A 4,464-nucleotide genomic window follows, 5' to 3' on the forward strand; every position below is an offset into this window, starting at 1 on the left:
TGAAACTCAGTATATTGCTTAATAACTGAACAACTTTGGGCTGCCATGTCTTCCAACCGAATTAAGCAACAAAGCCAGGGATTGGTGAACGTTTATTGGAACAAGCAGACCAACTGGCAAAAGAGACCGACTCTGCCTTTGTTATGTTGAGCACAGGCATAGACAACAAAGCCGCTCAATCTGTGTATGAGAAACACGGTTACGTACGCGACGTCGAGTTTTATAACTATGTTCACATGCTTAAGTAATCAAACACACACGTGAGCAAAAAGCGAAAAGCCGAGTTGCACTCGGCTTTTTATGTTCAACTTACGCCACTTTGTACTTGCTGATAGACAATCAAAAACAAACCAGCAAATACCGCTACCGTCAGTAATATCTTTAACCAAAGAAACTTCATGATTACCTACTCTTCTGGTGCATATTGGTCAAACACTTCTTGAGCTGTCATTTTCTTGCTGTGTGGCTGCAGATCATAGTACGCGGGCTTCTCATCGGTGAATATTTCTAAACTCAATTTGAAATCTGGCTCATTAAATAACCCGGCGGAAAGAATGTATTCATCCGTTGCCAATAAATGGTAATAGATGTTCGTGCCGCATTCAGCACAAAAACCTCGTACTGCCCATTGGGATGATTGATAACGTTTAGGCTCAGCACCACTAAATGTCACACCGGGGCCGCAATGCACCGCATGCAAAGGCCCACTTGACCATTTTCGACACATATCGCAATGACACAAGCTCACTTCATTGTGTTTAGGTGCAGTCACTTCAATAGCGCCACATAAACATGTTCCTTTCATCGCTGTTCCTCCCTATTCAATCTCCATCATTATGGCGGTTTTAGACTCTTAATTGATGTGACCAACCTAGTCTTTCACCACATTCTCTGGCCGCATGTTTGCGTGAACTTTATGAACAAAACGTCGTTTATGCTCAATATTCTCTTTATCTACGCATTAGAGACATCACGTTAACACCTCATTAACCTTTAGCTCATCACTAGCGAGTCTCCCTACCTCGTTAGGAGAACAAATAATAAGACTCTTCAAAACAAGAGAGTCACCAACATAAGGAACGTGAAACATGTTAAAGGTACTCAAACCAACGCTCGCCGCATCCATCATTGCAGCCTCATTTTCTTTCCACGCTTTTGCTGCTGATGTTGAAAAACTCCATTTCCTTATCCCTGGTGGTGCTGGTGGCGGTTGGGATATGACGGCTCGTGGCACAGGTGATGTTCTGGTTAAGTCCGACATCGTTGAAAATGTCTCTTTCCAAAACCTCTCTGGTGGCGGTGGTGGTAAAGCCATTGCGCACCTCATCGAAACCGCTGAGCGCCAACCTGACACGTTGATGGTCAATTCAACCCCAATCGTTGTTCGCTCACTGACGGGTATCTTCCCGCAATCTTTCCGAGATCTCACGCCAGTAGCTGCGACGATTGCTGATTACGGCGCTATAGTGACTTCCGCTGATTCGAAGTACAACACATGGGAAGATGTGGTCAAAGATTTCGAATCTAACCCACGTAAAGTAAAAATCGCCGGCGGTTCTGCTCGTGGCTCGATGGATCACCTAGTCGTCGCGGCCGCATTTAAAGGCGAAGGTTTTGACGCACGTAAAGTTCGCTACATCGCGTACGATGCCGGCGGCAAAGCAATGGCAGCACTTCTATCTGGCGAAACACAATTGCTTTCAACCGGTCTTGGCGAAGTATTAGAGATGTCGAAATCTGGTCAGGTAAAAGTACTGGCGATTACGGCACCAAAACGTCTAGACGCTGCACCAAACATCCCTACCCTGAAAGAATATGGCAATGAAACTGTGTTCGCGAACTGGCGTGGTTTCTTTGCCGCTCCTGGCACAAGCCAAGCCAAGCTCGACGAATGGAACGCAGCTCTGAGCAAGATGTACAAAACGGACGAATGGCAAGTTGTTCGTGACCGCAATGGTTGGATTGACAACTACAAAGCGGATAAAGAGTTCTTCGCGTTCCTAGAAGAGCAAGAGCAGCAAATGGGCGATCTAATGCGCGAATTAGGTTTCCTGAAGAAGCAATAACTCTCATCCGAGTTTATGGGGTTAGCTATCCCTAGCCCCAGTTGTATTTGCACTCTAATTTCACCGTATATGGGCATTGTCGATAATCGACAAGTAAAAACTCCTTTGTTTATTGATTGGTAAACACTAAGTAACTCGACTAGCAGCGATGCGCTTAATTGTTAATGACTTAGTCCTTCTTCATTAACGCCCATATACGGTCTTTTCCTGTTGTTCTAGGAGTTGGATATGTCTCATTCAACCAATATTTTTACCAAAGAGAATTTGCTGTGCCGCGATCGTGTCGGTGCGATGATCTTTTTGTTGTTTTGCCTATGCTATGGCTACCAAACCACGCAAATCCCTCTCTTTCCCGGAGATGAATACGAACCCTTCACGGCTCGCACCTTACCGACCATTCTGACCTACGTTGGGATTGGTTTAGCGTTAATGCTATTGGTCACTGGTCAGCCCGATAAACAAAGCGGCGCTGTGATGTCATTCAACTGGAAACTGCTCATCGCGTTTTTAGTTTTGATGGCGCTTTATGGTCTGGGTTTGACTTACATCGGCTTTGTATTAGCGACGGGATTCTTCCTGCTTGCGGGCTTTTACCTTCTTGGCGAACGACGTAAATCGGTGTTGTTCGGCGCCTCATTTCCGTTCGTTATCGCGTTTTACTTGTTGCTCACTCAAGGTCTGGATATCTACCTTGAGCCTGGTCTGATTTTCACCATCTGGTAGTCAAAAGAAAGGACTGAATTATGTTAGATGGAATTCTACAAGGTTTATCCACCGCCGTGATGCCAATGAACATCATGATGGTGATTGTTGGCTGTTTTGTCGGTACGTTTATCGGCATGCTACCTGGGCTTGGTCCTATCTCTGCCATCGCTCTGATGATACCTATCACCTATGGCTTGGATCCGTCGTCGGGTCTGATTCTGATGGCAGGTGTTTACTATGGTGCGGTATTTGGCGGCTCAACGTCTTCTATTCTTATCAACGCGCCGGGTTGTTCTTCAACTGTAGTCACCGCGTTTGATGGCTACCCAATGGCACAGAAAGGACAAGCAGGCAAAGCACTTGCACTGGCGGCTTACTCTTCTTTCACTGGGGGCACGCTTTCTGCGATCATGCTGCTTGTAACGGCACCAGCATTGGCTAACGTCTCGTTAAGCTTCCAATCTTCTGACTACTTTGCGCTAATGCTTCTTGGCTTATCCGCAGTGGCAGCTTTCGCAGGTAAAGGACAAGTGATCAAAGCATGGATTATGACCATTCTGGGCTTGATGCTATCTACCGTCGGCATTGATAAAGGCGTCGGTGTCGAACGCTTCACCTTTGGCCTAACGGATTTGATGGATGGTTTCAGCTTCCTATTGTTGGCGATGGCGACCTTTGCGCTTGGTGAAACGTTGATGGGGATTTTGAAACCATCTGAAGACACACGTGATGAGGAACAAGATAAGCTGAGCAACATTGGCTCGATGAAAGTCACCAAGGAAGAAATCAAAGAAGTAGCGCCAGTTTCTATTCGCTCTTCAATCCTTGGTTTCTTTACTGGTGTGCTTCCGGGCGCAGGTGCAACCATCGCAGCCTTCTTAAGTTACGGCATGGAACGTAACCTTGCTCCAAAGGATAAAAAAGAACAGTTTGGTAAAGGCAGCATTCGAGGTTTGGTTGCTCCGGAATCAGCGAACAACGCAGCATCTAGTGGTTCTTTCGTTCCTCTTTTGACTCTTGGTATTCCGGGCTCTGGTACAACCGCAATCATGCTAGGAGCGTTAATCGCATACGGTATTCAACCGGGTCCTCGTCTGTTTGTTGAGCACCCGGATGTGTTCTGGTCAGTGATCATCTCTATGTACTTCGGCAACATTGTGCTGGTGATTCTTAACCTACCGCTGATCCCATACATCTCAAAGCTGTTGGCCGTACCAAGAACCGTGTTGTTGCCGATGATTCTGTTCTTCTCCATCACGGGTGTGTATCTGGTTTCTTTCAACACCATGGACGTGTTTGTGATGTTACTTGTGGCAATGGCTGCCATCGCGCTGAGGCTGGCAAACTTCCCTCTCGCACCGCTGTTGCTTGGCTTTATCCTTGGTGGATTAATGGAAGAGAACCTACGCCGAGCATTGATGATTTCCGATGGTGAACTGAGCTTCTTGTGGGAACGCCCAATCACACTGACATTCACCGTACTTGCGGTATTGGTACTTGGCAGTCCACTGCTTGTAAAACTCTTTCAAAAGCTTAAAGCGCAGCCAGTAAAAGTTGAGCAATAAGCATTCTATCTCTCCCTCAAGATAGACCTTTGAAACCAAGCCACCCTATGCGGCTGTCTCTTGATCACAAGTCTAGTGTTCAAGAGACATTGCTAGTTCGTAGCCTTCAAGGATGGTTTGTAGTTTAA

Annotated in this window: 5 protein-coding genes; 4 read left to right on the top strand and 1 reads right to left on the bottom strand. The window is 46.4% G+C overall.

Translation table 11 applies throughout. The annotated features are described in order from the left end of the window. Positions 1-80: 80 nt before the first annotated feature. Positions 81-248, top strand: coding sequence for a GNAT family N-acetyltransferase (locus OQJ86_RS26000; protein WP_265992160.1), 168 nt, complete (start codon positions 81-83; stop codon positions 246-248). 158 nt (positions 249-406) lie between these two features. Here the strand turns inward: OQJ86_RS26000 and OQJ86_RS26005 are convergent, their stop codons facing one another. Further along, complete coding sequence (locus OQJ86_RS26005; RefSeq protein ID WP_265992154.1) at positions 407-805, bottom strand: GFA family protein; 399 nt, start codon at positions 803-805, stop codon at positions 407-409. A gap of 283 nt (positions 806-1,088) precedes the next feature. On the opposite strand from OQJ86_RS26005, the gene OQJ86_RS26010 reads away from it, so the two are divergent. The 3 genes from OQJ86_RS26010 to OQJ86_RS26020 all read left to right on the top strand — a co-directional run bounded on the left by OQJ86_RS26010 (position 1,089) and on the right by OQJ86_RS26020 (position 4,336). Beyond that, positions 1,089-2,066 (top strand): tripartite tricarboxylate transporter substrate binding protein, encoded by a 978-nt coding sequence (locus OQJ86_RS26010; RefSeq protein WP_045416640.1) that lies wholly within the window; start codon positions 1,089-1,091, stop codon positions 2,064-2,066. 228 nt (positions 2,067-2,294) lie between these two features. Continuing rightward, positions 2,295-2,789 (top strand): tripartite tricarboxylate transporter TctB family protein, encoded by a 495-nt coding sequence (locus tag OQJ86_RS26015; protein WP_005451900.1) that lies wholly within the window; start codon positions 2,295-2,297, stop codon positions 2,787-2,789. Positions 2,790-2,809: 20 nt separating this feature from the next. Continuing rightward, complete coding sequence (locus tag OQJ86_RS26020) at positions 2,810-4,336, top strand: tripartite tricarboxylate transporter permease (RefSeq protein ID WP_265992158.1); 1,527 nt, start codon at positions 2,810-2,812, stop codon at positions 4,334-4,336. Positions 4,337-4,464: the final 128 nt, after the last annotated feature.

This window comes from Vibrio sp. Sgm 5 (assembly GCF_026241575.1).
GTDB classification, from domain to species: Bacteria; Pseudomonadota; Gammaproteobacteria; order Enterobacterales; family Vibrionaceae; genus Vibrio; species Vibrio jasicida.

What these genes read in the sequence shown, in the direction of transcription:
- OQJ86_RS26005 (WP_265992154.1), bottom strand. Translation starts at nt 805, where the DNA reads ATGAAAGGAACATGTTTATGTGGCGCTATTGAAGTGACTGCACCTAAA.
- OQJ86_RS26010 (WP_045416640.1), top strand. Translation starts at nt 1,089, where the DNA reads ATGTTAAAGGTACTCAAACCAACGCTCGCCGCATCCATCATTGCAGCC.
- OQJ86_RS26015 (WP_005451900.1), top strand. Translation starts at nt 2,295, where the DNA reads ATGTCTCATTCAACCAATATTTTTACCAAAGAGAATTTGCTGTGCCGC.
- OQJ86_RS26020 (WP_265992158.1), top strand. Translation starts at nt 2,810, where the DNA reads ATGTTAGATGGAATTCTACAAGGTTTATCCACCGCCGTGATGCCAATG.